The 26,870-nt window shown below is 70.8% G+C and carries 24 protein-coding genes and 1 riboswitch; of the genes, 14 read left to right on the top strand and 10 right to left on the bottom strand.

Annotated elements, in window-relative coordinates; genetic code table 11:
• The first annotated feature begins 6 nt into the window (after window positions 1–6).
• Both BLT28_RS06590 and BLT28_RS06595 read left to right on the top strand, forming a co-directional pair.
• Window positions 7–561 carry a winged helix-turn-helix domain-containing protein gene (locus BLT28_RS06590; RefSeq protein ID WP_030433188.1) on the top strand — a complete coding sequence of 185 codons (555 nt, stop codon included), beginning with the start codon at window positions 7–9 and terminating at the stop codon, window positions 559–561.
• The gene (locus BLT28_RS06595) at window positions 554–1,441 is read left to right on the top strand and encodes an SRPBCC family protein (protein WP_030433189.1); all 888 of its coding nucleotides are present in this window, start codon (window positions 554–556) and stop codon (window positions 1,439–1,441) included. Before BLT28_RS06590 ends, BLT28_RS06595 begins: the two co-directional genes overlap by 8 nt.
• Here BLT28_RS06595 and BLT28_RS06600 read toward each other — a convergent pair.
• Window positions 1,428–2,120 carry a leucine-rich repeat domain-containing protein gene (locus BLT28_RS06600; RefSeq protein WP_197683985.1) on the bottom strand — a complete coding sequence of 231 codons (693 nt, stop codon included), beginning with the start codon at window positions 2,118–2,120 and terminating at the stop codon, window positions 1,428–1,430. The two genes, BLT28_RS06595 and BLT28_RS06600, sit on opposite strands and share 14 nt — an antisense overlap.
• A 28-nt stretch (window positions 2,121–2,148) precedes the next feature.
• Between BLT28_RS06600 and BLT28_RS06605 the strand changes: the two genes are divergently transcribed.
• The 9 genes from BLT28_RS06605 (at window position 2,149) to BLT28_RS06645 (ending at window position 13,263) form a co-directional block, all read left to right on the top strand.
• Window positions 2,149–4,005, top strand: coding sequence for a Na+/H+ antiporter (locus tag BLT28_RS06605; RefSeq protein ID WP_030433191.1), 1,857 nt, complete (start codon window positions 2,149–2,151; stop codon window positions 4,003–4,005).
• A gap of 66 nt (window positions 4,006–4,071) precedes the next feature.
• The gene (locus BLT28_RS06610) at window positions 4,072–4,809 is read left to right on the top strand and encodes a hypothetical protein (RefSeq protein WP_030433192.1); all 738 of its coding nucleotides are present in this window, start codon (window positions 4,072–4,074) and stop codon (window positions 4,807–4,809) included.
• Window positions 4,810–4,827: 18 nt separating this feature from the next.
• Window positions 4,828–5,808, top strand: coding sequence for a PHP domain-containing protein (locus BLT28_RS06615; RefSeq protein WP_030433193.1), 981 nt, complete (start codon window positions 4,828–4,830; stop codon window positions 5,806–5,808).
• 153 nt (window positions 5,809–5,961) lie between these two features.
• On the top strand, window positions 5,962–7,182 hold the full coding sequence (locus BLT28_RS06620) for a glycosyltransferase (protein WP_030433194.1): 1,221 nt from the start codon (window positions 5,962–5,964) through the stop codon (window positions 7,180–7,182).
• Between the two features lie 17 nt (window positions 7,183–7,199).
• Window positions 7,200–9,359, top strand: coding sequence for an RNA polymerase recycling motor ATPase HelR (gene helR, locus BLT28_RS06625; protein WP_030433195.1), 2,160 nt, complete (start codon window positions 7,200–7,202; stop codon window positions 9,357–9,359).
• A gap of 106 nt (window positions 9,360–9,465) precedes the next feature.
• Window positions 9,466–10,680, top strand: a complete 1,215-nt coding sequence (locus tag BLT28_RS06630) for a hypothetical protein (RefSeq protein ID WP_052408118.1) — start codon at window positions 9,466–9,468, stop codon at window positions 10,678–10,680.
• Window positions 10,681–11,106: 426 nt separating this feature from the next.
• Window positions 11,107–11,526: a hypothetical protein gene (locus BLT28_RS06635; protein ID WP_043813931.1), complete on the top strand. Its 420-nt coding sequence runs from the start codon at window positions 11,107–11,109 to the stop codon at window positions 11,524–11,526.
• 10 nt (window positions 11,527–11,536) lie between these two features.
• Complete coding sequence (locus tag BLT28_RS06640) at window positions 11,537–12,661, top strand: sensor histidine kinase (protein ID WP_197683986.1); 1,125 nt, start codon at window positions 11,537–11,539, stop codon at window positions 12,659–12,661.
• Window positions 12,658–13,263: a response regulator transcription factor gene (locus BLT28_RS06645; RefSeq protein ID WP_030433199.1), complete on the top strand. Its 606-nt coding sequence runs from the start codon at window positions 12,658–12,660 to the stop codon at window positions 13,261–13,263. Before BLT28_RS06640 ends, BLT28_RS06645 begins: the two co-directional genes overlap by 4 nt.
• On the opposite strand, the gene BLT28_RS06650 is transcribed toward BLT28_RS06645, so the two are convergent.
• The 4 genes from BLT28_RS06650 to metH form a co-directional block, all read right to left on the bottom strand.
• Complete coding sequence (locus tag BLT28_RS06650) at window positions 13,211–14,455, bottom strand: erythromycin esterase family protein (protein WP_052408121.1); 1,245 nt, start codon at window positions 14,453–14,455, stop codon at window positions 13,211–13,213. The two genes, BLT28_RS06645 and BLT28_RS06650, sit on opposite strands and share 53 nt — an antisense overlap.
• 72 nt (window positions 14,456–14,527) lie before the next feature.
• Window positions 14,528–15,700, bottom strand: a complete 1,173-nt coding sequence (locus tag BLT28_RS06655) for an MFS transporter (protein WP_052408122.1) — start codon at window positions 15,698–15,700, stop codon at window positions 14,528–14,530.
• Window positions 15,701–15,771: 71 nt separating this feature from the next.
• Complete coding sequence (locus tag BLT28_RS06660; protein WP_081900779.1) at window positions 15,772–16,023, bottom strand: response regulator transcription factor; 252 nt, start codon at window positions 16,021–16,023, stop codon at window positions 15,772–15,774.
• A 72-nt stretch (window positions 16,024–16,095) separates the two neighbouring features.
• Window positions 16,096–19,701, bottom strand: a complete 3,606-nt coding sequence (gene metH / locus BLT28_RS06665) for a methionine synthase (RefSeq protein WP_030433202.1) — start codon at window positions 19,699–19,701, stop codon at window positions 16,096–16,098.
• Between the two features lie 13 nt (window positions 19,702–19,714).
• Window positions 19,715–19,810: riboswitch (S-adenosyl-L-homocysteine riboswitch) on the bottom strand.
• Window positions 19,811–20,025: 215 nt separating this feature from the next.
• On the opposite strand from metH, the gene BLT28_RS06670 reads away from it, so the two are divergent.
• Entirely contained in the window at window positions 20,026–20,388 is a 363-nt protein-coding gene (locus BLT28_RS06670) for a hypothetical protein (RefSeq protein WP_030433203.1), read from the top strand.
• On the opposite strand, the gene BLT28_RS06675 is transcribed toward BLT28_RS06670, so the two are convergent.
• From BLT28_RS06675 to BLT28_RS06685, 3 genes are all read right to left on the bottom strand, one after another.
• Window positions 20,372–21,013: a GDSL-type esterase/lipase family protein gene (locus tag BLT28_RS06675; protein ID WP_030433204.1), complete on the bottom strand. Its 642-nt coding sequence runs from the start codon at window positions 21,011–21,013 to the stop codon at window positions 20,372–20,374. The two genes, BLT28_RS06670 and BLT28_RS06675, sit on opposite strands and share 17 nt — an antisense overlap.
• A 70-nt stretch (window positions 21,014–21,083) precedes the next feature.
• Window positions 21,084–21,599, bottom strand: a complete 516-nt coding sequence (locus BLT28_RS06680) for a GNAT family N-acetyltransferase (RefSeq protein WP_030433205.1) — start codon at window positions 21,597–21,599, stop codon at window positions 21,084–21,086.
• A 10-nt stretch (window positions 21,600–21,609) separates the two neighbouring features.
• The gene (locus tag BLT28_RS06685) at window positions 21,610–22,212 is read right to left on the bottom strand and encodes a DUF2867 domain-containing protein (RefSeq protein ID WP_063766702.1); all 603 of its coding nucleotides are present in this window, start codon (window positions 22,210–22,212) and stop codon (window positions 21,610–21,612) included.
• A 94-nt stretch (window positions 22,213–22,306) separates the two neighbouring features.
• Between BLT28_RS06685 and BLT28_RS06690 the strand changes: the two genes are divergently transcribed.
• On the top strand, window positions 22,307–22,855 hold the full coding sequence (locus BLT28_RS06690) for a TetR/AcrR family transcriptional regulator (RefSeq protein ID WP_030433207.1): 549 nt from the start codon (window positions 22,307–22,309) through the stop codon (window positions 22,853–22,855).
• Here BLT28_RS06690 and BLT28_RS06695 read toward each other — a convergent pair.
• Window positions 22,848–25,826, bottom strand: a complete 2,979-nt coding sequence (locus BLT28_RS06695) for a glycine--tRNA ligase (RefSeq protein ID WP_043813959.1) — start codon at window positions 25,824–25,826, stop codon at window positions 22,848–22,850. The two genes, BLT28_RS06690 and BLT28_RS06695, sit on opposite strands and share 8 nt — an antisense overlap.
• Before the next feature lie 63 nt (window positions 25,827–25,889).
• On the opposite strand from BLT28_RS06695, the gene BLT28_RS06700 reads away from it, so the two are divergent.
• Window positions 25,890–26,264 (top strand): PH domain-containing protein, encoded by a 375-nt coding sequence (locus BLT28_RS06700; RefSeq protein ID WP_030433209.1) that lies wholly within the window; start codon window positions 25,890–25,892, stop codon window positions 26,262–26,264.
• Between the two features lie 16 nt (window positions 26,265–26,280).
• Here BLT28_RS06700 and BLT28_RS06705 read toward each other — a convergent pair whose 3' ends face one another.
• Window positions 26,281–26,856 carry a hypothetical protein gene (locus BLT28_RS06705; protein WP_156051748.1) on the bottom strand — a complete coding sequence of 192 codons (576 nt, stop codon included), beginning with the start codon at window positions 26,854–26,856 and terminating at the stop codon, window positions 26,281–26,283.
• Between the last annotated feature and the right edge of the window lie 14 nt (window positions 26,857–26,870).

Genomic DNA, 26,870 nt, shown 5'->3' on the forward strand with positions numbered 1-26,870 from the left:
TTTGCGATGAGAGACGTCCAGTACCTCGAAGAGATCGAGCAGGCCGAGGCCCTGCTCAAGCCGCAGCGCGTGGAGGTGCTGCGGCAGCTGGCCGAGCCGAGGTCCTGCACCGAGATAGCCGAGGCGCTCGGGCAGACCCCGCAGCGGGTCTACTACCACGTGAAACGCCTGGTGGAGGCCGGTCTGGTGGCCCAGGTGGGCTCGCGCAGGGTGCGCGGCATCACCGAGGGGCACTACCAGGCGACCGCCCGGTCCTACTGGCTCTCGCCGCGGCTGGTCGGGCGCATCGGCTCCCGGGCCGCGCGCGACGAGCTGGGGCTGGGCCACCTCCTGGACCTGATGGAGGAGGTCCAGGCGGACGTGGCGGCCCTCGACCCGGACCGCGAACGGCCCTCGATCGGGGTCTCCGGCGAGATCCGGGTCCCGGCCGAGCGGCGCCAGGAGTTCTTCGAGGACCTCAAGACCACGTTGCAGGAGCTGTTCGCCCGCTACGGCGGAGCCGAGGGGGAGGCGTTCAAGCTGGCCCTCGCCTGCTACCCGAAGGGAGAGACCGATGAGTGATCCGATGGTGCACCGGGCCCGGCTGGAGGCCGGAATCGCGGAGGTGCGGCGCGCGCTGACCGAGCCGGAGGCGCTGCGCACCTGGCTGGCCGAGCACGTCGAGGTGGATCTGCCGCACCACTTCCGGTTCTGGGGGCGGCACACGCCCGAGGGCGAGCAGCCGCGCCAGCGCCTGCTGCGCGCCGACGACTCCGGGCTCAGCTTCGTCTGGCCGTTGGCGGGCAAGGACACCACGGTCACGATCTCGCTGTCCGAAAATGACACTGCCGAGGGGGCAACGATCCTGACGCTGTCGCAGACCGAGCTGCCCGGGTTCCCCGACATGCTGACCGAGAACAGCTCGCTCGGCTGGATGCACACGTTCTGGGCGCTGGCCGTGGCCAACCTGGGCGAGTACGTGGAGGGGCGCGAGCTGACCCCGAAGTGCGACTTCACCACTCCCGTGATGCGCGAGCAGGTCACCGTCGCGGCGTCACCGCAGGCGATCTACGACTCGCTGATCGACCCGGCCACCTTCGCGCGCTGGTTCGGGGCGAACATCGAGGTCGAGCCGCACGTGGGCGGCCGGTGGGCGATGGGCGGCTTCGAGATGGACACCGATCCGGCGCGGATCGTCGCGTTGGAGCCCGGCGCGCGGATGGCGATGCGCTGGCCGAACGGCATGGTCGCGGACTGGGAGCTGGAAGGGTCCGAGGGGCGCACGCGGCTGACGTTCGTGCAGAGCGGGTTCGACGAGGGCAACCCGCCGTACGACGCGTGGATGGGCTGGCTCAGCGGTGTCGCCGAGCTGCGCCGGTTCCACGAGGTGCCGGACTGGCGGCCGTGCGCGCTCGCCGTCGAGGTGGAGGGCATGCCGGACGGGTTGCTCACCTCAAGGTGAAACACCCTTGCCGCTCAAGGGTTTCCAGGACGTCAGAGGACTCAACCCCGGTCCACCGCAGGTCCAGCTTCTCCAGTGACGGCAACCGCGTGACCCAGTCCGGCAGTTCGCGCACGCGGTTGCCGCGCAGGTCGACGTGCCGGAGCCGCGGAAGCCCGGCGAGCTGGCTGGGGAACTCCGTCAGCTCGTTGTCGCGCAGCTCGACGACCCGGAGCCGGCCGAGTTCGGCGAAGGAGTCGGGCAGGCGGGTGATGCAGTTGCCGCCCAACCACAGTTCGCGTAGCTCGCGCAGACGGCCGATGTCCTCGGGCAGCTCGGTGAGGTGGTTGTGCTGGGCGCGGAGTTCGAGCAGTCCCGTCGGCGCGGTGAGCGCGGTGAGCTGGTTCTCACCGACGTTGAGGTAGCGGAGATCTTCCAGGTGGGCCAGCGACTTCGGCAGCTCGGTGAGCCGGTTGTCGTGCAGGTAGAGGAAGCCGGACACCTGGGGCAGCTCGTCAGGCACGGCCGTCAGCAGGTTGTGGCCCAGGTCGAGGGTGCGCAGGCGCCCCAGCTCCGCGATCCGCGGCGACAGCTCCGTGAGGTCGTTGTCGGCGAGGATCACCACGTCGAGGTCCCGGTGCTCCCACACCGACTCCGGCACCGCGCCCAGCCGCTGCCGCCACAGGTTCAGTTCAGCCACCGGGGCAACCTACGCCCATAATCACCGGGTGGTGATCGCTGCGGAGATCGTGGCGCTGGTGGTGACCGTTCTCCTGGTCACCTCGGCGGCCCGCAAGTTCGACTGGCCCGCGCCGTTGTGCCTGATCGGCGTGGGGGTGCTGGCCTCGTTCGTGCCCGGTGTGCCCGAGGTGCACCTACCGCCGGAGGTGGTCCTGGTCGGGCTGCTGCCGCCGCTGCTCTACGCCACGGCGATCTCCACCTCGGTGAGCGACTTCCGGGCCAACCGCGGGCCGATCGCACTGCTGTCGGTGGGGCTCGTCGTGTTCACCACGTTCGGCGTCGGCCTGGTCGCGTGGCTGGTCGTGCCGGGCCTGCCGCTCGCCGCGGCCATCGCGCTCGGCGCCGTGGTGGCTCCGCCGGACGCGGTCGCGGCCACCGCCGTCGCCCGGCGGGTCGGGATGCCGCGCACGATCGTCCGCATCCTGGAAGGCGAGAGCCTGGTCAACGACGCGGCGGCCCTGGTGGCGCTGCGGACGGCCATCGCGGCGATCGCCGGATCGGTGAGCCTGTGGCAGGTCGGGGCGGACTTCCTGCTCGCGGCGGGTGCGGGCGTGCTCGTCGGGCTCCTCGTCGGCGTCGCGGCGTCGATGATCCGAGCCCGGCTGACCGACTCGGTGACCGACACGGCGTTGTCCTTCTCGCTGCCGTTCATCGCCTACCTGCCCGCGGAAGCGGTGCACGGCTCGGGCGTGCTCGCCGTCGTGCTCTGCGGATTGATCATGGGCCACCGCGCGCCGACGTTGCTGTCCGGGCCGTCCCGTCTGGCCAGCAGGCTGAACTGGCAGACCGTGCAGTTCCTGCTGGAGAACGTGGTCTTCCTGCTGATCGGGCTGCAGATCCGGCCCATCCTGCGCGATGTCGCCGAGAGCGGGCTGAGCGCGACCACGCTGACCGTGATCTGCGCGGCCGTGTTCGCCGCGACGATCCTGACGCGCATGGTGTGGATGGTCGTGATCGCCACCGTGCGGCGGGTGCTGCGGCTCAAGGCCTGGCGGTGGGGCTACACGGCCGTCGTCGCGTGGGCGGGCATGCGCGGGGTGGTCACGCTGGCCGCCGCGTTCGTGCTGCCGCCGGAGACCCCGCACCGCCCGGTGCTGCTGCTCGCCGCGTTCGTCGTGGTGGCCGGGACCCTTGTCCTGCAAGGGACGACGCTGCCCGCACTGGTGCGTCGGCTGAAGCTGCCCGCCCCCGATCCGGCCGAGGACGCGTTGCAGCGCGCCGCGTTGCTGCAGTCCATGACCGACGCCGCGCTGACCCGGCTCGACGAGATCACCGGACCCGACGACCCGCCGGAGATCGTCGAGCGGTTGCGCGACCGCGTGCGGCACCGCGCCGACTCCGCGTGGGAGCGGCTGGGCAGGCAGGGCGCGCTCGCCGAGACCCCGAGCGAGGCGTACCTGCGGCTGCGCCTGGAGATGCTGAACGCCGAGCGCGAGGTGTTCCTCGAAGCGCGGGACGCGGGGCGCGTCGACGACACGGTGCTGCGCTCGGTGCTGGAAACCCTGGACATCGAGGAGTCGATGCTCGACCAGGCCGCCGAAGAGCAGGAGGCCGCCGAGGGCGAGCTGAGCACCCCCACCGCGACGGCGGGCAGCTGCAAACACCTTGTGAAGGAAAGGAAACCCGTCGAGCCGAGCGCTGACGTTTGCGCGGAGTGCGTCGCGGAGGGGCACACCTGGGTCCACCTGCGGATGTGCCTGTCGTGCGGCCACGTCGGGTGCTGCGACTCGTCCGTGGGCAAGCACGCGACGGCGCACTTCAAGGACACGCTGCACCCGGTGATGCGCAGTCACGAGCCGGGCGAGACGTGGCGCTGGTGCTTCGTGGACCAACAACTCGGTTGAGTCTTTCCCTTGCAACGAGCCGGAAACGGCCGCTAACGCCGAGATCGGCGCCTCGATCGAACCGGCATGGGCTTCTTCGAAGAGCTGATCAAGCACGCTGCTGGACACCTCGCGAAGGAGGCGGCGCACAAGGCGGGCGAGGCGCTGACCGATCACCAGAGCGCGCACGAGATGTGCGTCGCGTTCGTGTGCGCGCACGGCCTCGACAGGAAGAGCGCCGAGCGGGTCACCGTTGACAATCTGTCGCACTGTTCGGGGATCCTGACACTCCTCGAGTACGCGGTCGTCGACCTGGAAGTCCGCGACCGGTTGCACGAGTACCGCTCCTGCGACGGCGTGTACAACGAGTACTTCAAGATGGATCGCGAGCGATTCCTCCGCAGGCCGAGGTTGTGCCACTGCCAACGTCCCGGGTACTGGCTCCATCCGAGCGAGGTCGCGAACAGCGTCCGTCAGATCTCGATCACGCGCGGCCGGGACGACGTCTCCAAGATCGCGCCGAGGCGGCACGCGCGGCGCAGGGAACTGCTGCGGCAGTTCGCGTTGGCGCACAACGTTCCCATGCACATCCTCGGCAACCGGGTCATCGCCGAGTACAGCACCTCCGGGTTCGCCTACGACACCGTTGCGCGTGCTTACGCCGCGGCGGGGGAGACCGGGAAGAACTGGCGGCAGTGCGACGGGCAGACGCCGCGGCGGCTCGGTCTCGAACCCTACTTGGGCTCGATGGAGTGCGCGTGCCGCCGTTACCGCTACACGATGGCCGAGGCCGTGGAGCACCAACGAGGTGCGATGGGGCGGTGAATGGGGTAGGCAGAGGGCATGGACCCGGTGTGGGCTCTGCGCCAGATCGCCTTCCACCTGGAACGCGCCGCCGAACCGACCTATCGCGTGCGCGCGTTCCGCCGAGCCGCCGAGGTGGTGGCCGGCCTCCCGCCGGAGGAGCTGGAGCGGCGCGTGCGGCGGGGCGGTCTGAAGGACCTGCCCGGGATCGGGGCCACCACGGCATCGGTGATCACCGAAGCGGTGAACGGGAAGGAACCGGAGTACCTGACCAAGCTCCTCAGCCGGGTCGCGCCGGTGGTGAGCGGGGGTGAGGAGCTGCTGGCCGCGCTGCGCGGGGACTGCCACACCCACTCCGACTGGTCCGACGGCGGCAGCCCGCCGCGCGAGATGGCCGAGGCCGCGCGGGAGCTCGGCCGGGAGTGGATCGCGCTGACCGACCACTCGCCGCGGCTCAAGGTCGCCAACGGGCTGAGCGCGGACCGCCTGCGCAAGCAGCTGGACGTGGTCGCGCAGATCAACGCGGAGTTGGCGCCGTTCCGGGTGCTGACCGGGATCGAGGTGGACATCCTCGACGAGGGTTCCCTCGACCAGGACGAGCAGTTGCTGGCGCGCCTGGACGTCGTGGTCGCGAGCGTCCACTCCGGACTGCGCATGCCGCGCGCCGCGATGACGCGGCGGATGCTGGCCGCGGTGGCCAACCCGCACGTGGACGTGCTCGGTCACTGCACGGGACGGCTGCGGGTGGGCAAGAAGCGGCCGGAGTCGGAGTTCGACGCCGAGGCCGTCTTCGCCGCGTGCGCGGAGCACGGAACGGCCGTGGAGATCAACTCACGGCCGGAGCGGCTGGACCCGCCGATGCGCCTGCTGCGGCTGGCCGTCGAGGCGGGCTGCGAGTTCGCCATCGACAGCGACGCGCACGCGCCCGGTCAGCTGGACTGGCTCGGCTATGGCTGCGCCCGCGCGGAGGCCGCCGGGATCACCCCCGACCGCGTCATCAACACGCGGAGCCGGCCCTGAAACCGGTGTTTGCCCCGGAAAACAGGAAAAAGCGGGGCACTTGCCCCCGCCATATTCAACTTATAGCGCACAGGGGGGCTTGCGGCAAGGCCCGGGTGATGCCGCAAACTTCCCGTCCTAATCGCATCTACCTGCGGAAATGGGAGAAGCTGAGTGCGCGTGTTGTTGTCGACCTTCGGGTCGAGGGGGGACGTCCAGCCGATGGCGGCGCTCGCGGTGCGGTTGCGCGAGCTCGGCGCGGAGCCGGTGGTGTGCGCGCCGCCGGACGAGGAGTTCGAGGCGCTGCTGGCCCGCAACGGGGTGCCGATGGTGCCCGCGGCCTGGTCGGTGCGCGAGATGGTGACCGGGAAGAAGCGGCCGGAGGAGCTGGACTTCAACCAGGTCGCGACGAATCTGATCAACGCGCAGTACGACGCGGTCAGCGCGGCCGCGCGCGAGGGCTGCGACGTGCTGGTGGCGACCGGCCTGTTCCCGGCGGCGGCCGCGGTGCGGGCGGTGGCGGACGAGCTGGGCGCGGGTTACGTGCTCGTGGGTTTCTTCCCGTCCCTGTTCCCCTCACCCCACCACAGGCCGCACGAGTACCCGGGGCAGCCGCTGCCGACCGACATCACCGACAACCGGGTGCTGTGGGAGCTGGACGCGGAGCGCATGAACAAGACCTTCGGCGCGGTGGTCAACACCCACCGGGAGTCGATCGGCCTGGCACCGGTGGACAACGTCCGTGACCACGTCTTCACCCACAGCCCCTGGGTGGCGGCGGACCCGTTCCTGGCGCCGTGGAAGGAGCCCGCCGACCTCGACGTCGTCCAGACCGGTGCGTGGATCCTGCCCGACTCGCGTCCGCTCCCGGCTGATCTGACCGAGTTCCTGGACGCCGGGGAACCGCCGGTGTACGTCGGTTTCGGCAGCATGCCCATGCGTGCCGCGACGGACGCCGCCGAGGTGGCGATCGAGGCGGTTCGCGCGCAGGGGCGCCGCGTGCTCATCGGTCGCGGCTGGGCCGCTCTGGGGCTGACCGACGGCCAGGACGACTGCTTCGCCGTCGGCGAGGTCAACCAGCAGGCGCTGTTCCCGAGGGTGGCCGCCGTCGTGCACCACGGTGGTGCCGGCACGACGACCACGGCCGCGCTCGCGGGTGCGCCCCAGGTGATCGTGCCCCAGTTGGTGGACCAGCCGCTCTGGGCCGCGCGGGTGGCCGAGCTGGGCATCGGCGCCGCGCACGACGGCCCGGTGCCGACCCTCGACTCCTTGACGGCAGCGGTCAGGGAGGCCCTGATGCCCGAGGTCCGCGTGCGCGCGGCCGAGGTCGCCAGCAAGGTCCGTACCGATGGGGCGGCCACCGCCGCGAAGCTGCTGATCGAGAAGTTCGCTTGAACCGTAGTGGGGAGCTTGTGACAGACCTGGGCTATGACGAGGAACTGCGGTCCGAGCGGAGCTACGTGGCCGGGCTCTACGCGCGGCTCGACGCCGAGCGCGCGCGGGTGAAGGGCGCGCTCAAGGACGCTCTGGCGGGGGAGGGCCGCACCGCGATGGAGCGCGACGACGAGGTGCGCGCGCTCGGCAAGGAGCTGAAGCGGCTGCACGTGGCGGACGGCGGGCTGTGCTTCGGTCGGCTGGACAGCCTCGACGACGAGACCTCCTACATCGGCCGCATCGGCCTGTTCGACGAGAAGAACGACTACCGCCCGGTGCTGCTCGACTGGCGGGCTCCGGCGGCACGGCCGTTCTACGTCGCCACCGCGGTGACGCCGGAGAACATGCGCCGTCGCCGCCAGTTCCACACGCGCGGGCGGCGGCTGGTCGACTTCACCGACGAGGTGTTCGGCCGTCCCGGCGGGGGAGAGCGAGGGGACGCGGCCCTGCTCGCGGCGGTCAACGCGCCGCGCGGCGAGGGGATGCGCGACATCGTCTCGACGATCCAGGCCGAGCAGGACGAGATCATCCGGCTCGACCACCCCGGCGTGCTGGTGATCGAGGGCGGTCCGGGCACGGGGAAGACCGTGGTCGCGCTGCACCGCGTCGCCTACCTGCTCTACACCCACCGGGAGCGGATGGAGCGGCACGGTGTGCTCGTGGTCGGGCCGAATCCCGCGTTCCTGAACCACATCGGCCGCGTCCTGCCGTCGCTCGGCGAGTCGGACGTGGTGTTCATGACCCCCGGCGACCTGCTGCCCGGCCTGCGCGTCACCGCCGAGGACGCCGAGGAGACCGCGCGGCTCAAGGGGTCGCTGAAGATCCTGGACGTGCTCAAGGCCGCGATCGCCGACCGGCAGCGGGTGCCCGGGCAGCCGGTGCCGATCCAGCTCGGCGAGGTCACCGCGCGGATCGACGCCGAGACCGCGGAGTGGGCCAGGGAGGAGGCCCGTGCCAGCGGCCTGCCGCACAACGAGGCCCGCGCGGTGTTCGTCGACATCGTCACGTACGTGCTCACCGAGCGGGCGATCTCGCGGATCGGCCGGGGCTGGCTGAGCCGCGAGGACCGGGACGAGTGGGAGCGGCTGCGGTCGGGGTTGGTGAAGGATCTCGCCGCGGACGAGAAGTTCACCGCCACGATCGACGGGCTGTGGCCGATCCTGACGCCGGAAGGACTGCTGGCGGATCTGTACACCTCGCCGGGCGCGCACCCCGCACTGTCCAGAGTGGACGGTGATGCCTGGACCGTGTCGGACGTGCCGTTGCTCGACGAGCTGTACACGATGCTGGGGCGCGACAAGGCCGCCGACCGCGCCGCGGAGCAGGCCGCCGAGCGGGAGCGGACGGCGAAGGCGGAGTACGCCGCCGGGGTGATGGACGGCCTGGTCAAGCGCGAGGACTCGATGGACGACGAGGACCACCTCTTCGCCCACGACCTGCTCTACGCCGAGGACCTGGCCGAGCGCTTCGTCGAGGCCGACACCAGGGATCTCGCCGAGCGCGCCGCCGCGGACCGGGAGTGGACCTACCGGCACGTGGTGGTCGACGAGGCCCAGGAACTGTCCGAAATGGACTGGCGGGCGCTGATGCGGCGCTGCCCCAGCCGTTCCTTCACCGTGGTCGGCGACCTCGCGCAGCGCCGCGCGGCGGCGGGGGCGAGGTCGTGGGGCACCATGCTGGAGCCCTACGTTCCCGGCCGCTGGGTCTACCGGTCGCTGTCGGTGAACTACCGCACCCCTGCGGAGATCATGGACGTGGCCGCGGCGCTGTTGGCCGAGTTCGCTCCCGGCGTCAAGCCACCGGAGTCCGTGCGCGCGTGCGGTGTGCGACCGTGGGCGCGCCGGGTCACCGAGGCCGAGCTGCCCGCTGCCATCGAGGAGTTCGTCCGGGACGAAGCCGATCGCCCCGGCACGAGCATCGTGATCGGTCCGCCGGGCGTGCCCGGAACCGTGCCCGCGTCGGAGACCAAGGGCTTGGAGTTCGACGCCGTCCTGGTGGTGGAGCCCGAGCGGATTCTCGCCGATGGCCCCCGCGGCTCGGCCGAGCTGTACGTGGCGCTCACCCGCGCCACGCAACGCCTCGGCGTTCTGCACCAGGGACCGCTGCCGAGCGTCCTGGCAGGGCTTCACTCGGAGTAGGAGACTGCTGCACTCGGAGTCATTTTCACTGGAGGTGATACGCCGGATCGCGCGGCGGCGATAGCAGGACTGAGCGGCCGGGGGGCCGTTCTCTGGGGGAGCACACATGAAACGTCTCTTGTTTGCTGCTGTCTGCCTGCCGATCGTCGCCGCGCTGACGGCTGTTCCGGCCAAGGCGAACTCCGCCACCGGCGCCGTGAAGTTCGTTGTCACGGATGAACTCGACGGCACCCCGGTGCGCGATGCCTGCGCCTGGGTCTACGGGGAAGGGCAGGACCGCCGCGAGTGCACGTCCGGCGACGGCACCCTCGTGGTCCGGGACCTGCCCGCCAACGGCTACTACTCCGCGAGCGTGTGGGATTCGGCGGGAACCCATTACACGGTCAATGATCTGCGCCCGTCTGTGGTCGCCGGGGAAACCGCTGAGATGCGCGTGTCACTGCGGCCCGCCGCCGCGTTCCGCACGACCGTCGTCGACTCGCGGACCCGGGCCCCGCTCGCCGGTGTTTGCGTCGAGCCGCACGCGGTGCCCGTCGCCGGGGTCGTCGACCGCGACTATTCCTGGTACTGCACCGACGATTCCGGCACCTTGATCGTCGGGCCGCTCGACCCCAACACCTACCAGTTCTTCGTCAAACCCAACGACAAGACCTACGGCTCCCAGTGGGTCGGCGTGCGCGGCGGCACAGGTGACCTCCGCCAGGCGCACAAGGGAGTCGCACGCCTCCGCGAAACCACTGTGCTGCCACAGATCGCGGTCGATCCGTCCGGAACGATCACCGGAACCGCGAAGGACAACACCGGCACGCCCCTCCCGCGCGTCTGCGTCTTCCCGTTCGCCGCCGACCCGCGCCTCGGCTTCCGCTTCTCGGAGAACTGCACCGACACCAACGGGAACTACCGCATCCGAGGCCTCGGGCCGTACGCGTGGCCTCTGGAGTTCTTGCAGGACACCGGAAAGTTCGCCACCCAGTGGTCCGGCGGCGCCGGCGACCGCTTCAGCGCCGTCCCCGTCACCGTGTGGGCCGGTGGCACCACCGTCTCCAACGCCACCCTGGTCCCCGCCGCCAAGATCACCGGCCGGACCCTGGACCGCACCGGCCGACCGGCGTTCGGCTACATCTACGCCTACAACGCCCGCACCGGTGACATCATCACCTGGGACACTTCGGACGATGACGACAACTTCGAGGTGAACGGCCTCGCCACGCAGGACGTCAGAATCAGCTACATCATCAAGGACAAGACCTGCTGGTATCCGAAGCCCATTCCCGTCGTGGCGGGCGAAGTCGTGAAGGGCGTCGACCTCACCGAGTGCTAGCGCCTTCGACCGCACTCGGAACGGAGCCGGTTCCGCGATCGGCTCCGTTTCTGTTTCGTAAACCCGACCACGCGGCGTCGTCCGCACATGCCTTCTGTCCGGCAGGCTCTCGCGCGTCCAGTCGGCTTCGTGCTTCATCCGGTAGGTCCGGGTCGGCGCATGGTCGAGGAGATCCTGCTCAACGATTGCCACGTGCGCGGCGGAGAGCACACTGACCTGGTCGAGGAGGCAGTCGCGATCAGCCACGCTGTGCATGGCGCCCGACAAGCCCGAAAAGCGACCCCTGGCCAAACGGAAGCCGACCCCAAGGCTGGAAGCCCAGCTCACGAGAGCTGGAAACCCCACGGCCAACCCATGCGAATCGCACAGCCCGCCCATGACACCGCACACCTGTGCTTTGCCCGCCGCCCACCCCAACCTGAGCCCATGACAAAAACACTCAGCCACCGCTGGCCACTCGCCCTCGGAATCGTCCTCGGACTATCCCAAGGCTTGACCGACGTCCTCGGCGGTGTCCCATGGGTGCCCTCCAGCGTCACCACGTGGATGTTGCCCGTGCTCGCGTTGGCGTACCTCGTTTTCGGTGCTGCGCGGGGAGAACTGGGGCAGCCCGGTGTGCTCACGACGCAGCTGCTCGGCCTGCTGGGGTTCGGGGTTCTGGCGGCCGTGGCGTTGGTGGTGGAGCCGGAGATCGGGCGCTACGTCGTGGCGGCGGGGTGGCTCGGGCACGCGGTCTGGGATGCCCTCCACCATCGGGCGGGGCGAGTGGTGCCGGCCTGGTACGCGGAGTTCTGCATCGTCTTCGATGTGCTCGTCGCGGCGTCGATCCTGCTCAGCGGCGTCTAGCATGACGGGCATGGACCCGCGGATGCGCTGGGCGCGGATCGCCACGTTGAGCTCGCTCGGCACCATCTCGCTCACCAGTCTGGTCCTGCCGGGGATCGGGTTGTTCCGCGAGCCCTGCGCGGTGTGGATCGTGTTGGGAGCGCTGGGAATTCTCGCGTTCACGGTCGCGCAGGCCGTGGCGCTCTACGCGGCGGTCACGCCACGGTTCAGCGAGCAGGTCCGCAAGCGCGCGGCGGCGGGGTTCGTGGCCACGGCGGTGCTCTCGGCGTTCCTGGTGGCCCCGGTCGGCGCGGGCGGGTGGGCGACGTGGGCGTGGCTGGGCGGATCGCTGCTCGGTTCGGCGCCGATCGTGCTTCGCCCGGTCGCGGCAGCGGTGACAGCAGTCGGGACAGTGGGCGCCGCGGTGTGGATCGCGTGGTGGGTGGGCGCGTCGGTCACCGCATACCTGGTGATCACGGTCAGCGTGGGGCTCATCGTCATCGCCATGTGCTGGCTGCAGGTGTGGTTGTGGGACCTGCTCGTGCAGGCGGAAGCCGGACGAGAAGCGCTGGCCGGACTCGCCGCGGCCGAGGAGCGGTTGCGCTTCGCCCGTGACGTCCACGACCTGCTGGGCCATCGCCTGTCGGTGATCGCGCTGAAGGCGGAGCTGGCCGCGCGCCTCGCTCCCGCCGATGCCGAAGCAGCCGCGGCGGAGGCGGAGGAGGTGCGCTCGCTCGCCGCCTCCGCGCTCACCGAGGTTCGCGAGGCGGTGCACGGGTACCGAGCGGTGAACCTGCGCGACCAGCTCGCCGCGATCGAGCGGACACTGCGGTCCTCGGGCGTGCGCTGCGAGGTCGCCCAGCCGGACTCGGACCTGCCGCCGGAGGTCGCGGCCCAGCTTCTGCCGGTGCTCCGCGAGGCGAGCACGAACATGTTGCGGCACAGCAAGGCCGGATGGTGCAGGATCGAGGTCTCCCGGCAGGAACACGAGGTGCGCATGACGGTCACCAACGACGGCGCGGCGGGCACGAGGCCCGACCGGCACAGCTGCGGCCTGCGCGGGCTCGCCGACCGGCTCGCGGAGTCCGGCGGAACCCTGCGCACCCGCGCCGAGGGCGAGCAGTTCGTCCTCGAAGCCACTGTCGCGGTCCGATGATCCGTGTCCTGCTCGCCGACGACGAGGAGCTGATCCGCGTCGCGCTCGCGGCGCTGCTGGGCCTTGAGCCCGATCTGGAAGTCGTCGCCCAGGCCGCGGACGGACGCGCAGCGGTCGACGCGGTGCTCACCCACCGCCCGGACGTCGCCGTCGTGGACCTGGAGATGCCGGTGCTCGACGGCATGGCGGTCACCGCCGAACTCGCCAAGGCGGCGCCGTCGTGCGCCGTGGTGATCCTCACCGGGCGCGGCCGCCCGCCGCACCTCCAGCGCGCGCTCACCGCAGGGGCCAAGGGTTTCCTGCCGAAGGGCTCGCCCGGAGGCGTGCTCGCCGACGTGATCCGCCGCGTCCACGGCGGCGCCCGGTACGTGGACCCGGCGCTCGCCGCGGACGCCCTGACCGCGCCGGTGTGCCCACTGACCCCGCGCGAGCTGGACGTGTTGCGGCTGGCGGAGTTCGACACACCGGTCGCGGTGATCGCGCGTCGCACCAACCTGTCCAGCGGAACTGTCCGGAACTACCTCGCCGCGGTGGTGGCGAAGCTCGGTGTCAGCGGTCGGGCTGAGGCGTTCCGGCTGGCCCGGGAAAGCGGCTGGCTGTAGGCGCGATGTGCTTCAAGAAGACGATCCCGTCGGTGTCCGACAGGTGCCGCGGATCGATGGGGAAGTAGGTGTGATGGGTCGCGGTGTCCTTGCGCAGAGCCAGGTTCTGTCCCTCAAGGGCTTCAGCGAGCAGGTGCGAGTTGAAGAGGAACGCTTCGCCCGGCAGCGCGGACAGCACCCCCTCGAACGTGTCCTCGTCCGGAACGGGAAGCCCGTGCTGCGGCGCGGAACCCAGTGCCAGAGCCACGAACGCGTACTCGTCGCCGAGGTGAGCCGACGTGATCGCCCCGGCGCTCCACCACTCCAGGCGCTGCCCCGCCAGCTCCCACACGCTCGGCTCGCGTTGCAGATGGCGGTTGTGGGCGAAGACGAGCGTGCGGCTCGGGAGAGCGGCCAGGTTCTCGGCCATCATCGCCTCCCGCAGGCGCATGAGCCGAGGGATGCGTTCCGACGACGTATCGGCCAGCCCCGCGTGATAGCGCAGCAGACCTGCGGCGGTGCGCGCGTGCAAAGCCGCCCGCTGCCACCGTTCCCGCGAGGTGGCGGAGACCAAGCGCGGCGCCTCGGCCAGGAGCAACGCCTGCATGTCGTCGGCGATCAGGCGCAGCCGCGTCACCTCCGCTGAGCCGCCGAGCGACTTCGTCGGATCCATCACCGCCTCGGTGGCGGTCCAACGCGCGTCATCACCGATGAGCTGGTCGATTTCCTCGATCTCGCAAGGCAAAGCGGTCGCGGAGAGATAGCGGTGCAGCTCGGTCAACGCCTGCCGGGGACTGGCGGCCGAGGTCATCTCCAGCGGCGCGTCGAAACCCGCGAAGCGCACCGGGTCGGCGAACGGCCGATCCCGGTTGAACTCGCGCATCCAGACGAGAAGTTCGCGGGTTGCCTCGTACTCGCCCACGCGGTGGCTGAAACCGCTCTGGAGCACGTCGTCCAGCGACCCCACGCCCTCGGTCACGTAGTCGTCGACCAGCAGCCCGGCAACGCAGTCGCTCTCGATCGCCAGGCACCGGTAGCCCTCGTGCTGCACGAGGTACTGGAGCACCCTGTTGCGCAGGCGCTGGAACGCCTCTTCCAGGTGCATCGGCTCACCGAGCCCGAGCAGCCGGGGCCGAGCGGGCAGCGAGCCGAGGAGATTCGCGAGCGCGCGGTCGAAGTCGTCAAGGGGCCAGCCAGTGTCCACGAGTTCCATGCCTTCAACCGTATCGTTGAAGAATGTGTTGGCAGTTCCGCGCGAATTGACCAGGAGAACCCCTGGAAACTCTCAAACACTACGTCGAGGTAGCAGTAGTGGTGTGGCGAGCAGGAGGAAGCCGGCGACGACGATCGCGGTGCGGGCTCCGACGAGTCCGGCCAGCACGCCCCACAGGGCGGTCAGCGTGGCGGTGGCGGCTTTACCGGTGATCGACCACGCGGACAGGACGCGGACGACACGATCCTTCGGGACCCGGTCGAGCCGGTAGGTGGCGAACACCGGGTTGAACACGCCCGCGCACAGGATCAGCGCGAACTCGACGCCGATGACGAGAACGAGGCCGCCGACACCGTGCTGGACGAAGACCAGCCCGATCGACCAGCACGCTCGCAACACCCCCGCGGTGATCATGACGCGGTGCCGCCCGAAGCGCGCCACGAGCGGATGGGCCAGGCGCGAGCCGATCAGCCCGCCGAGGCACGCCACCCCGAACGCGACGCCGTACTGCCACGGGGCGAACCCGAGCTCGCCCAGCATCAGCACCGCGAACGGCGGCGAGATCGCCATGATCAAGCCGTTCACCAGGAGCGTGTTGAACAACAGCGGGCGCAACACCGGGTCGGCCAGCACGAAGCGCCACCCCTCGACCAGGTCGGCGAACCGGAAGCGCGACGCGGCGGAACGCACGGGATCGGGCTCCTGGCCGACCATCCGCAGTGCCGACGCGGAGAGCACGTAGCTGATCCCGTTGGCCACCACGGTGATCACCGGCCCGAACATCCCGAGCGCCGCCGTGCCCAACGGCGGCCCGAGCGCGGAGGCGGTCCACATCGTCGCTTCGAAGCGCCCGTTCACGCGAAGCAGCTCCTCCGGCCGTGCGAGCGCCTTCACCAGGGCGCCACTGGCCGCGGTGAAGGTGATGTCGGCCGCCACGACGACGACCGACACCACCAGGAGCTGGGCGAAACCGAGCACGCCGAACGCGAACGCGACCGGCACGCTCAGCACCGCGGCGAACCGGACCAGGTCCATCGCGATCATCACCGGCCGCTTGCGGCGCACCTCGACCCACGGCCCGAGCGGAACCGCCAGCACCGCGCCCACCGCGAGCCCCGCCGCGGCCAACGTGGACACCTGTGCCGGACCCACGTCGAGCACGAGGATCGCGATCATCGGGAACGCGTCGAAGGCGAGCCACGTGCCCGCCGTGCTCACCGCGTACGCCGTCCAGAGCCACCACACAGCGGGAGATCAAAGCCAGCGCAGGCCCACCGGGGCAAACAACCGCCGCACAACCACCGGTTGTGAAGGGCTCAGCCGAGCCCGGCCTCGTGCGCCAGGATCGCGGCCTGCACCCGGTTGGCGCACTCCAGCTTGCCGAGCAGCTTCGTCATCTGGCTCTTCACCGTGGCCTCGCTGGTGGACAACCGCCCTGCGGTGTCCGCATTGGACAGACACTGGGCCAGCAGCTCCAGCACCTCGCGCTCTCGCCGCGCCGCGGTCGCCGACTTTACGCACGGGCTCCGGGCGTGGATGCGCGGCAACCTCGACTGGTCCCGGGGCACCCACCGCTACCAGGTGCCCGACGGCGTCCGGCTCAGCACGGACACCGCGCTGCTCAGGCCACCGGGAGACCCCTAGTCCGGGTTGTAGTCGAGGTTCGGCCGCAGCCAGCGCTCGATCTCGGCCAGCTCCAGACCGCGCCGCTGGGCGTAGTCGGTGACCTGGTCCCGGCCCAGCCTGCCCACGGTGAAGTACCGCGAAGCCGGGTGCGCGAAGATCAGCCCGCTGACGGCGGCGGCCGGGGTCATCGCGAAGGACTCGGTCAGCCCGATCCCCAGCGCGTCCGCGTCCAGCAGCTCGAACAGCTCCCGCTTCTCGCTGTGGTCGGGGCTGGCCGGGTAGCCCAGCGCGGGCCGGATGCCGCGGAAGCGCTCCGCGTGCAGGTCCTCCAGCAGCGGCTGCGCGTCCGGCTCGAACCAGTCCCGCCGCGCCTTGAGGTGGATGTACTCGGCGAAGGCCTCGGCCAGTCGGTCGGCCAGCGCCTTCACCATGATCGCGCGGTAGTCGTCGTGCACGGCCTCGTACTTCGCCGCCAGCTCCTCCGCGCCGTGCACGGCCACCGCGAACCCGCCGAGGTGGTCGCCCTCGGGCGCGATGTAGTCGGCGAGGCAGCGGTTCGGCCTGCCGTCGGGCTTCTTGGTCTGCTGGCGCAGCATGGGGAAGCCACCGCCGCCGTCGAGCACGATGTCGTCGCCCTCGGAGTGCGCGGGCCAGAACCCGTACGCGCCCTTCGCCCGGAACGAGCCCTCGGCGATGATCTGGTCCAGCAGCGCGTTCGCGTCGTCGAAGAGCTCCCGCGCCACCGGCTGCTCCAGGATCGCCGGGTACTTGCCCTTCAGCTCCCACGCCAGGAACAGGAACTGCCAGTCGATCATCTCCCGCAGCTCGGTCAGGCTCGGCTCGACCACCCGCACCCCGGTGAACGCGGGCGTGGGCAGCTCGTCGAAGCAGACCCGCTCCGCGTTCGCCCGCGCCTCGGCCACCGTCAGCAGCGGCAGCCGCTGCTTGGCCGCGTGCTGCTCGCGCAGCCGCTGCTGCTCCGCGCGGTTGGCCGCGTCCAGCTCCTCCGCGCGGTCGGCGTCGAGCAGGTCCGAGACCACGCCGACCACCCGCGACGCGTCGAGCACGTGCACGGTGGTGTGGTCGTAGGCGGGCGCGATGCGCACGGCGGTGTGCTGCCGCGAGGTCGTGGCGCCACCGACCAGCAGCGGCAGCTTCAGGCCCCGGCGCTCCATCTCCGCGGCCACCGAGACCATCTCGTCCAGCGACGGCGTGATCAGCCCGGACAGGCCGATCGCGTCGGCGCCCTCGGCCACCGCGGTGTCCAGGATGCGCGCGGCGGGCACCATCACCCCGAGGTCGATCACCTCGTAGTTGTTGCAGCCCAGCACGACGCCGACGATGTTCTTGCCGATGTCGTGCACATCGCCCTTGACCGTGGCGAGCACGACCTTGCCCTGGCCGCGCTCGGTCTCGATCCGGCCCTCCAGCCGCGCCTGCTCCTTCTCCGCCTCCATGAACGGCTCCAGGTAGGCGACGGAGCGCTTCATCACCCGCGCGCTCTTGACCACCTGCGGCAGGAACATCTTGCCGGAGCCGAAGAGGTCGCCGACGATCTTCATGCCGTCCATCAGCGGACCCTCGATGACGTTGAGCGGCCGGTCGAACTGCTGCCGGGCCTCCTCGGTGTCGGACTCGATGAAGTCCACGATGCCGTGCACCAGCGCGTGCGAGAGCCGTTCGGCGACAGTGCCCTCGCGCCAGGACAGGTCGACCGTGCGCTTGGTGCCCTTGCCGCTGACCGTCTCGGCGAAGGCCACCAGGCGGTCGGTCGCGTCCTCGCGGCGGTCGAAGATCACGTCCTCGACCAGCTCCAGCAGGTCGGCCGGGATGTCGGCGTAGACGGCGAGCTGACCGGCGTTGACGATGCCCATGTCCAGCCCCGCGCGCACGGCGTGCAGCAGGAACGCGGAGTGCATCGCCTCGCGCACGACGTCGTTGCCGCGGAAGGAGAACGACAGGTTCGAGATGCCGCCGCTGGTCCGCGCGCCCGGACAGCGCTGCTTGATCAGCGGCAGCGCGTCGATGAACGCCTTCGCGTAGCCGTTGTGCTCGGAGATGCCGGTGGCCACCGCGAGCACGTTCGGGTCGAAGATGATGTCCTCTGCGGGGAAACCGGCCTTCTGCGTCAGCAGGTCGTAGGCCCGCGCGCAGATCTCCACCTTGCGCTCGGTGGTGTCGGCCTGGCCCTGCTCGTCGAAGGCCATGACCACGACGCCCGCGCCGTAGTCGCGGATGCGCCGGGCCTGCTCCAGGAACGGCTCCTCACCCTCCTTGAGGCTGATGGAGTTCACCACCCCCTTGCCCTGCACGCACTTCAGGCCCGCCTCCAGCACGCTCCACCGGGAGCTGTCGATCATCACGGGGATGCGGGCGACCTCGGGCTCGGTCGCGATCAGGTTCAGGAAGGTGGTCATCGCCCGCTCGCTGTCGAGCAGGTCGGCGTCCATGTTCACGTCCAGCAGGTTCGCCCCGCCGCGCACCTGCTCCAGCGCCACGTCCACGGCGGCCTGGTGGTTGTCGCTCTCGATCAGCCTGCGGAAGCGCGCGGACCCGGTCACGTTGGTGCGCTCGCCGACCATGATGAAGCCGGTGTCCGGCCCGATCTCGAACGGCTCCAGCCCGCTGAACCGGCTGCTGTTCCTCGGCTCGGCCACCCGCCGCGGCGCCAGGTCCCTGACCGCGGAGGCGATCTTCCCGATGTGCGCGGGGGAGGTGCCGCAGCAGCCGCCGACGACGTTGACCATGCCCTCACCGGCGAACTCGCGCAGCAGCGCCGCGGTCTGCTCCGGTGTCTCGTCGTAGCCGCCGAAGGCGTTGGGCAGGCCCGCGTTGGGGTGGCAGGCGGTGTAGGTGTCGGCGAGGCGGGCCAGTTCGGCCACGTGCGGGCGCATCTCCTCGGCGCCCAGGGAGCAGTTCACGCCCACGACCAGCGGGTTCGCGTGCTCGATGGCGGTCCAGAACGCCTCGACGGTCTGCCCGGACAGCGTCCGCCCGCTGAGGTCCACGATGGTGACCGAGATCCACAGCGGCAGCTGCGGGGCCACCTCGCGGGCCGCGGCGATCGCGGCCTTGCAGTTGAGCGTGTCGAAGATCGTCTCGATCAGCAGCAGGTCGACACCGCCCTCGGCCAGCGCCTGGATCTGCTCCGCGTAGGAGGCCTTGACCTGGTCGAAGGTCACCGCGCGGTAGGCGGGGTCCTCGACCCGGGGGGACAGCGAGAGGGTCACGTTCAGCGGCCCGATCGAGCCGGCCACGAACCGCCCGCCCACCTCGTCCGCGGCCTGGCGGGCCAGCTCCGCGCCGCGCAGGTTCATCTCGCGCACCCGGGACTCCAGGCCGTAGTCGGCCTGCCCGATGCTCGTGGCGGTGAAGGTGTTGGTGGTGGTGATGTCCGCGCCCGCGGCCAGGTACTGCCGGTGCACGTCGAGGATGACGTCCGGGCGGGTCAGGTTCAGCAGGTCCGGGTCGCCGGTGACGTCGTGCGTGTGCCCTGCGAGCCAGTCGGCCCGGTAGTCCTCGGGCGCGAGCTTGGCGTTCTGCAGCATCGTGCCCCACGCGCCGTCCAGCACGGCCACGCGGCGGTCGAAGAGCGCACGAAGGTCCTGGATCCTGCTCACGGCCTACCTCCCCAAGTGGGAGGCGCCCTTGTTGCGGATCGGAAAACGGGTCGAGCGTGGCGGGCTGGGGTGGTGGTCCCAGCAGCCCGTTGCAGCGCCTCTCGACCCGGGCGTCGAGCCTACCCGAAGCATCGGGGAGGGCCGAGAAGAAAACTCTGATGTCGATCATTGTCAACTGCCCGGGTGACACCGGTGGACGGGGGTGAATGCACGAATTCGAACCCCGATGGGCGCAGGACTTTGGCCCAGGGCGAAGTGTGGTCCACAGTGGACGGTCGGATGTGCGAGGCTGCGTGCCGCAGTCGCACTCTCGGAGAGGGAACCATGATCAAGCGTTTCGCACTCGCGCTCCTCGTCGCCGCCGGGATCGCCCCGGCCGTCGCCGGTGCCGCCTCCGCCGCCGAGCCCCAGGGCTGCGGTGAGTGGAACGGCGGGCTCCGGGTCTGCCTGGAGCACAAGGGCGGCCAGCTCCACGCCACCGCCTTCGCCCGCGGCAGCGCCGCCACCGGCGCGAAGATCCAGATCTGCCGGACGGGTCAGGCGCCGTGCACCCGGATGGTGGACGGCCTGAAGACCAAGGGCTGGCCGGACGCCGCCCGCCACGGCACCTTCGTCGCGGTCGTGTCCAACGGCAAGGTCTCCGCGACGAGCCTGCGCCTGTCGATCCCGTTCAGGACTCCCGCCTGACGAGTCCCGCGACCAGGGTGGCGAGCGCCGCGTGGGGCCGAAGTCCCAGGTGCCCGCCGTCCGGTCCCGGCTCGGCCACCGAGCCCGCCTCGCCGAAGGTCACCCCGCGCTCGGCGGCCAGTCCGCGCAACGCCTCGGCCGTTCCCCGCGCCCGCTCCACCACGGTGTCGCCGAAGCCCGCCCCGAACACGTCCGCGAACAGCGGTTTGCCCGGATCGGGCACCACCGGCGACAACAGCACCGGCTTCGCCCCGAAGCGGCCGATGACGTCGAGCAGCCCGCCGACCGCCGCCGCGACCTCGGCCGGTCCGCGGCCGAACACGGTCTTGAGGTCGTTGAGCCCCAGCATCAGCACGACCACGTCCACCGGCAGGTGGCTCTCCAGGCACGGCACCAGGTAGGCGCGCCCGTTCCGCCCCGGCCGCCCGGGTTCGTCGAGATCGGTCGTCCGCCCGTTGAGGCCTTCCTCGATCACCTCGTAGCCTTCGCCCAGCTCCTCCTGGAGCCTGCCGGTCCAGCGCACGTCGACGGGCCAGCGCCCCTCGTCCGGCGCGTCCGAACGCACTCCGAAGGTGTTCGAGTCGCCGAAGCACAGCACGCGCCTGGCAGTCGGGTCCGTGTTCATGGACCCAGCATGCCCATCCGGCCGGTGCCGCAGCCCCGTTCCTGCCCCAAGGGGCGGCGACGAGCCAGGATCAGCTGCTGGCCGGGTCGTTGTCCGCGGTGAGATCGCGCTGGTACCACATGCCCGGCTTACCACCCAGTGCGGCGGGGTCCGCCGGTCCGGCGGGGACGAACCGGGTCTTGGCCAGCACCCTCTGGGATGCGGCGTTCTCCAGGGAGACGGCTGCCCTGAGGGTGCGGAGACCGTGCTCCTCCCGCGCCAGCCGGCACAGCTCGTGGACCGTGGCGGTCGCCACGCCGCGGCCCGCGACGTGCTGCGCGACGCGGTAGCCGAGTTCCGCGGTGCCGGGCTCGTCGACGATCAAGTTGAACCGGCCAGTGACCGAGCCGTCCTCGGCGACGAGCACGTAGTAGACGCCGCCGTTGGCCTCCTGATCGGCTAGCCGGGCGCGGAACATTTCGGCGAACCGATCGAAGAACTCGTCGCCCCGGTCCGGGATCGAGGCAGCGAAGTAGGCACGGTTGGCCACCTCGAAAGCCAGGACTGCCGCGGCGTGGCCGGCTCGCAGGCGTTGCAACTCGGGCACCGGCAGAAGGCTACGGAGCGACGGCGCACCTGGCCACCGAGTTGCCGGACTGGCGCGTGTCCTGCACGTGGCCGAGCTGACGCTTCCGGGGTTCGCCGGACACGGACCAAACCCGCTCCCGCCACTCCCGGCCGATCGCGGGGATCATCGTCGGGTACACGATCAGGTGCCGCAACGGCGCGATCGCCGCCATGTACAGCCGCCCGAACAGTCCGTTCGGCTTCACCAGCACGGCCATCTGGCCCCGGTGGCCGCCCGACCCGTCGGGAACCCAGCTCAGGTGCGTCACCGACTGCACCGTCCTGTTCGACATCTCCGCCGCCCACTCGTTCTCCAGCAGGTAGAGCGACGTGAACGGCACGGACTGCGCGTCGGGGCCGACGGGGTAGGAGTCCGGCACACGCGAGCGCAGCGACGCCGCACGGGCACCGGAAGCCCAGCCGAACAGCTTGCCGATCTTCCACCGCAGCGCCCACAGGGCACGAGCCGGACGCGACCAGTTCTCCGACGGGTCGCCGCCCCCGGTCATCAGCTCGACGAGCCGCGCGAAGTCGCCGACGATCCCGTGGATCGCCCAGGAGCGTGAGGTGTGCGCCGTGCGCGGGAGCTTCATGGGCTCGTCCCGTCCATACAGTGATGCATGGATGGAGGCCGGGACCGGCCGGATGGCAGAGTCAACGCGGTACGCCTCACGAGAGGAGCGAGTGATGGCGGCGCCGACGCTGACCCCGCGCGGCAAGTGGATCGAGGAGGGCCTGCGCGCCCTCGCCGCGGGCGGTCCGGAAGCGGTCAGGGTGGACCCGCTCGCGAAGGCGCTCGGCGTGACCAGGGGCGGCTTCTACTGGCACTTCGCCAACCGGCAGGCGCTGCTGGAGGAGATGCTCGACGCCTGGGAGCGGATGGGCACCGACGAGGTGATCGAGCGGGTGGAGACCGAGGGCGGCGATCCCCGCGGCAAGGTGCGGCGGGCGGGTGCGCTGAGCTTCTCGGCGGAGCTGCTGCCGGTGGATCTGGCCGTGCGCGACTGGGCCCGGCGCGATCCGGCGGTCGCGGAGCGGTTGCGGCGCGTGGACAACCGGCGGATGGAGTACGCGCGCACGTTGTTCCGCGCGTTCTGCGAAGACGAGGACGAGGTGGAGATCCGCAGCGTGCTGGCCTTCTCGCTCGTGGTCGGCAACCACTTCCTGGCTGCCGACCACGGCGCGAGAAGCCGTCAGGACGTGCTGGAGCTGGCGATGGAGCGGCTGCTCACCTGACCAGTTCGGTGCCCAGCGCCTGCCAGTCCAGCTGCCGCCCGGCGAAGTCGCGGATCGAGGCGAGCAGGCCCAGCCGCGCGGCGCGCACGTCCGGGTCCTCGGCCATCACCATGACGTCGTCGAAGAAGGTGTTGATCGGCGCGGTGAGCACCTCGGCCACGTCGACGAACACGCTCAGCGGGGCCTCGGCGGGCAACGCGTCGCGGGCGTCGCCGAGCGCGTCGAGCACGGCGACCTCGGCGGGCTCCTTCAGGTGCGCGGGGTCGAAGGAGGCGGAGGTGTCGGCGGGCACGATGCGCCGCACCCGCTGCAACGCCGCGACCAGCTCGCCGAAGGACGCGTCACCGGCACGCCGGGTCAGCTCGGCCAGCGAGCGGTCGGCCGTCGCGGGGCTGTCGGCGAGCGGGAGCACGGCGGCGACGAACTGGTGCGGGTTGCCCGCGTCGATCAGGTGCAGCTCGTAGCGCCGGAGCACGAAGTCCCGCGCGTCGGTCAGGGCCGACTCCGCGATCTCCACTCCCTGCGCGCGGAACTGCTCCGCCGCGATCTCCAGCGCGGCGCTGAGCTTGACCTCGCGCAGCGCGGGGACGCTGCGCAGCACGCCGATCGCCCCGAGCGCGGCGCGGCGCAGGCCGAACGGGTCGGAGCTGCCGGTGGGGTTGGCGCCCACCCCGAACAGGCCGACGAGCAGGTCGAGCCGGTCGGCGAGCGAGAGCACCGCGCCGGGCACCGTCGACGGCAGCGTGCCGCCTGCGGTCCTGGGCAGCTCCATCTCGAACAGCGCGGTCGCGACGTCGGGGGACTCGCCGGCGCGCACCGCGTACTCGCGCGCCATCACACCCGCGAGGCTGGTCAGCTCGACGACCATCTGCGAGGCGAGGTCGAACTTCGCCAGCGAGGCCGCGCGCTCCAGCGTCGCACTGTCCTCAGTGGACAGATCGACGGGGAGCGCCTTCGCGATGCCCGCGATCCGCCTGGCGCGGTCGGCCATGGAGCCGAGCCGTTCCTCGAAGGCGAGCTTGTCCAGTCCGGCCTTCATCGTCTCCGGGCTGACTTCGAGGTCGGCGCGCCAGAAGAACGCGGCGTCCTCGTAGCGGGCCCGCAGCACCGCCTCGTTGCCCGCGCGCACCACGTCCGGGTCGCAGTCCCCGTTCGCCACGGCGACGAACCGAGGCTTGAGCGAGCCGTCCGCACCGCGCACCGGCAGGTACCGCTGGTGCTTGCGCATCACGGTGGTCAGGATCTCCGCGGGCAGCTCCAGGTAGCGCTCCTCGAACGAGCCCAGGATCGCGTTCGGCCGCTCGACCAGGTTGGTGATCTCGTCGAGCAGCGCGTCCTCGCCCTCGACCACGCCGTCCACCGACGCCGCGAGCTCGGCAGCGGCGGCGACGATCTGCTCGTGGCGCGCGACCGGGTCGGCCACGATTCCGTGCTGCGCAAGGAAATCGAGGTAGTCGTCGGCGCTCGGGACGGACACGGTCGGCGAGGCGGCGGTGCGGTGCACGCGGGTCTCGCGGCCGCCGGCGAGCGAGGAGACCACGACCGGCACCTCGACGTCGCCGAGCAGCGCGACGAGCCAGCGGACCGGACGGGTGAACGACAGCTTCGGGTCGTTCCACCGCATGTTCTTGTCCGCGCGCAGCTCGGCGACCACCTGCGCCAGCTGCTCGCTGAGCACCTCGACCGCCGTACGGCCGATCTCGGTCTTCACAACGCCGACGTACTCGACGCCGTCGATGTCGATCTTCTGCAGTGAGGCCGGGTCGACGCCCTGGCCCCGCGCGAAGCCCTGCGCGGCCTTGGTCGGGTTGCCCTCGGCGTCGAAGGCGGCGGAGGCGCGCGGCCCCTTCACCGTCCGCTCCGCGTCGGCCTCGCGCGGCGCGACGGCGTCCACGGTGATCACGACGCGGCGCGGGGTCGCGTAGGCCCGGATCTCCCCGTGCTCCAACCGGGTCGCGCCGAGCCGGGTGGTGATCGACTCGCGGACCGCGTCGGCCGTGCGCGCGACCTCGGCCGCGGGCAGCTCCTCGGTGCCGATCTCGAACAGCAGTGTGGCGGGGGCGTCGACCTGGGGCAGCGACGCGGGCAGCACGGCCGCGGACGGGACCTCGGCGACGCCCAGCGGGTGCCCCAGCTCCTCGCGGCGCTCCGCCCACAGCTTCGCCACCCGCCGCGCCAGGCCGCGCATCCGCCCGAACGCCTTCGCACGCTCGGTCGTGGACACCGCGCCGCGCGAGTCGAGCACGTTGAAGGTGTGCGAGCACTTGAGCACGTAGTAGTGCGCGGGCACCGGCAGCCGCTGTTCGAGCTGGCGCTCCGCCTCGGCCGCGTAGTCCTCGAACAGCCTGCGGTTGGTCGCCACGTCGGCGTCGTCGAGGTAGTAGCGGCTCATCTCGTACTCGGCCTGCCCGAAGGCCTCGCCGTAGGAGATGCCTGGCGCGTAGGCGATGTCCTTGAAGTGGTCCACCCCCTGGAGCGCCATCATGATCCGCTCCATCCCGTAGGTGATCTCCACCGACACCGGGTCCAGCGTCATCCCGCCGGCCTGCTGGAAGTAGGTGAACTGGGTGATCTCCAGCCCGTTCAGCCACACCTCCCAGCCCAGCCCCCACGCGCCGAGCGCGGGGGAGGCCCAGTTGTCCTCGACGAAGCGCACGTCGTTGGCGTCCACGTCGATGCCCAGCGCCTTCAGGCTGCCCAGGTACAACTCCTGCGGGTTGCCCGGGTCCGGCTTGAGGATCACCTGGAACTGGGTGTGGGTCTGCAGCCGGTTCGGGTTCTGGCCGTAGCGCGCGTCGTCGGGCCGCACGCTGGGCTCGACGTAGGCCACCCGCCACGGTTCGGGCCCGAGCACCCGCAGCACCGTCGCCGGGTTCAACGTGCCCGCCCCGACCTCGGTGTTGAACGGCTGCACCATCATGCAGCCGCGGTCGGTCCAGTACTTGGTCAGCGCGAGCAACGCTTCCTGCATCGTGAGCACGGTGTGTTTCCTCGGTCGGTCCGGTCGGTTCGGCGTGAACGCTACGGTGGTCCCATGATTGACTTCCAGAAGGCGTCCGTTTTCAAGCTGTCCCCGTGTCGGGTGGAAGACGTCCTCGGGTCGATCGGCCCCCTGATCATCCCTGGTGAGGAGGTCGTCGCCGCGTTCAAGTCGGTCCGCGACTTCGTGGCCTTCACCACCAAGCGGCTGATCGCGGTCAACGTCCAGGGGATCACCGGCAAGAAGCGCGACTTCACCTCGCTGCCCTACGGCAAGATCCAGGCGTTCTCGGTGGAGACCGCGGGCACCTTCGACCTCGACGCCGAGCTGGAGCTGTGGTTCAGCGGCCTCGGCAAGGTCCGGCTGGAGTTCAAGGGCAGCTCCGACATCACCGAGTTGAGCCGGATGATCGCCCACTACGCGCTGTGAGCACAGCTGCGGCCTGTCAGGGCTTGAGGAGTGTGACCGCGACCGGGACGGTGATCTCGCTCATGCCCTCGGAGCTGGTGCAGGCCACCGGAGGGGTGACCGGCAGAGACGCGATGATCACCGCTGTGCCGCCAGCGAACTCACCAGAGGTGACCGATCCCTTGCTCATCAGCAGCCGCTGCCCCTTGGGGTCGTTCTCGTAACCGGTGGTGGTCTCGATGGTGCTGGCCCGGCCGTTGCTCCAGCGCACGGTGTACGTGCGGCGGGCGCTTCCACCGGTGCAGCTGTACTGGCCGCGCGAGGTGTAGGTGGTCGTGGCCGAGGTCAGCGCCGGGTCGCCGGAATGGCAACGGGTCAGCTCGCCCTCGCCGCGCACGGTGATCGTGCGGACGTCGACGGACAGACCGGGAGTGAAATGCGAGGTGAGGGCGCCCGTGCAGGTGACGTCCACGCTCGCGGCACGGGCGGCGGGTGAGGACGGGCCGCTCAAGCCTTCCGCCGGAAGGGCAAACGACAGAAACACGAGCGTGCCGGCCCAGAACCACTGCTTGCCGCTGGTGCTCAAGGACCGGGGTGCGGATGCGGAACTCATCGCCCCACTCTGTT

Source organism: Allokutzneria albata (assembly GCF_900103775.1).
In the GTDB taxonomy this organism is placed as follows: domain Bacteria; phylum Actinomycetota; class Actinomycetes; order Mycobacteriales; family Pseudonocardiaceae; genus Allokutzneria; species Allokutzneria albata.

Excerpts from the sequence above, each read along its gene's own strand:
- BLT28_RS06590 (WP_030433188.1), top strand. The coding sequence starts at position 7 with ATGAGAGACGTCCAGTACCTCGAAGAGATCGAGCAGGCCGAGGCCCTG.
- BLT28_RS06595 (WP_030433189.1), top strand. The coding sequence starts at position 554 with ATGAGTGATCCGATGGTGCACCGGGCCCGGCTGGAGGCCGGAATCGCG.
- BLT28_RS06610 (WP_030433192.1), top strand. The coding sequence starts at position 4,072 with ATGGGCTTCTTCGAAGAGCTGATCAAGCACGCTGCTGGACACCTCGCG.
- BLT28_RS06615 (WP_030433193.1), top strand. The coding sequence starts at position 4,828 with ATGGACCCGGTGTGGGCTCTGCGCCAGATCGCCTTCCACCTGGAACGC.
- BLT28_RS06630 (WP_052408118.1), top strand. The coding sequence starts at position 9,466 with ATGAAACGTCTCTTGTTTGCTGCTGTCTGCCTGCCGATCGTCGCCGCG.
- BLT28_RS06635 (WP_043813931.1), top strand. The coding sequence starts at position 11,107 with ATGACAAAAACACTCAGCCACCGCTGGCCACTCGCCCTCGGAATCGTC.
- BLT28_RS06640 (WP_197683986.1), top strand. The coding sequence starts at position 11,537 with ATGGACCCGCGGATGCGCTGGGCGCGGATCGCCACGTTGAGCTCGCTC.
- BLT28_RS06645 (WP_030433199.1), top strand. The coding sequence starts at position 12,658 with ATGATCCGTGTCCTGCTCGCCGACGACGAGGAGCTGATCCGCGTCGCG.
- BLT28_RS06650 (WP_052408121.1), bottom strand. The coding sequence starts at position 14,455 with ATGGAACTCGTGGACACTGGCTGGCCCCTTGACGACTTCGACCGCGCG.
- BLT28_RS06670 (WP_030433203.1), top strand. The coding sequence starts at position 20,026 with ATGATCAAGCGTTTCGCACTCGCGCTCCTCGTCGCCGCCGGGATCGCC.
- BLT28_RS06675 (WP_030433204.1), bottom strand. The coding sequence starts at position 21,013 with ATGAACACGGACCCGACTGCCAGGCGCGTGCTGTGCTTCGGCGACTCG.
- BLT28_RS06685 (WP_063766702.1), bottom strand. The coding sequence starts at position 22,212 with ATGAAGCTCCCGCGCACGGCGCACACCTCACGCTCCTGGGCGATCCAC.
- BLT28_RS06690 (WP_030433207.1), top strand. The coding sequence starts at position 22,307 with ATGGCGGCGCCGACGCTGACCCCGCGCGGCAAGTGGATCGAGGAGGGC.
- BLT28_RS06695 (WP_043813959.1), bottom strand. The coding sequence starts at position 25,826 with ATGCAGGAAGCGTTGCTCGCGCTGACCAAGTACTGGACCGACCGCGGC.
- BLT28_RS06700 (WP_030433209.1), top strand. The coding sequence starts at position 25,890 with ATGATTGACTTCCAGAAGGCGTCCGTTTTCAAGCTGTCCCCGTGTCGG.
- BLT28_RS06705 (WP_156051748.1), bottom strand. The coding sequence starts at position 26,856 with ATGAGTTCCGCATCCGCACCCCGGTCCTTGAGCACCAGCGGCAAGCAG.